The following is an 820-nucleotide window of genomic DNA, read 5'->3' on the forward strand; positions in this document are numbered from 1 at the left end:
GTGGGCCAAGCCCAGCGAGGAACTGTTGCGGCTCTCCGCCGAGGTGCGGCGGGTGCGCGAGGAAAACCCACAACGCCCCATCGAGGATATCTTCGCCGAGGCCTATCGGCGCCAGGGAGTCGAAGCCCGACGATGGCTAAAAAACGCAAGGGCCTGACGGGGCCAGACCCAACCAAACCGCAGCAGGCGGGTAATGTGGAGCGCCTGCCGGGCGGCAGGCTTGTGTTTCTCGCCCCCCACCCCCTGCCCACCGGGGAACCGGCGCTTAACGAAGGGGCGGTCAGCGAGCTTAACGATACCTGGCTGGATTATGGGGCTGGCTGGTTTGGCGTCTTTGGCAATCAGCTTGTGCTGGGCGGCACATTCATGGTGTTTTTGATGAGCGCTTTTTTATTTCCGATGATGCTATCTCCATTTGTATCGGAACAATTATCTATTTTGCTTTATCAGGATTTCATGAAAACTGGGGTTTTTATGATATTTATTGGGCTATCAGTAGGTATTTATTCAACAATAAAAGTCTTTCTTGATCGAAAAAAAGCTATCCCAACACGCTTTCACCGCCAGCGCCGCGAAGTGTGCTTTGTGCCGGAAAAAAAGCACGGCGAGGGCCATGAAGCGCCGGTGTTTGTGCCCTGGGAGTCGCTGCGTGTCTGGGTGTTCGAAACGCGTGGGGTCACCCAGTATGGCGTACAGCAACAGTACGGCATGGGCATCGGCTATGTACTGCCGGGTACCGACCAGTGGGTAAAAACCGAGTTTATGACCCCCGCCTTACCGCTGGCCCTGGCCGAGTGGGAAGCCTTGCGCGGTTATATGG

Annotated in this window: 1 pseudogene; it reads left to right on the forward strand. The window is 56.2% G+C overall.

Features of this window, described 5'->3' with window-relative positions:
- Window positions 1-132: 132 nt before the first annotated feature.
- Window positions 133-820, forward strand: a pseudogene (locus tag HP566_RS03175) (hypothetical protein); the annotation flags it as partial.

Source organism: Vreelandella olivaria (assembly GCF_023507745.1).
In the GTDB taxonomy this organism is placed as follows: Bacteria; Pseudomonadota; Gammaproteobacteria; order Pseudomonadales; family Halomonadaceae; genus Vreelandella; species Vreelandella olivaria_A.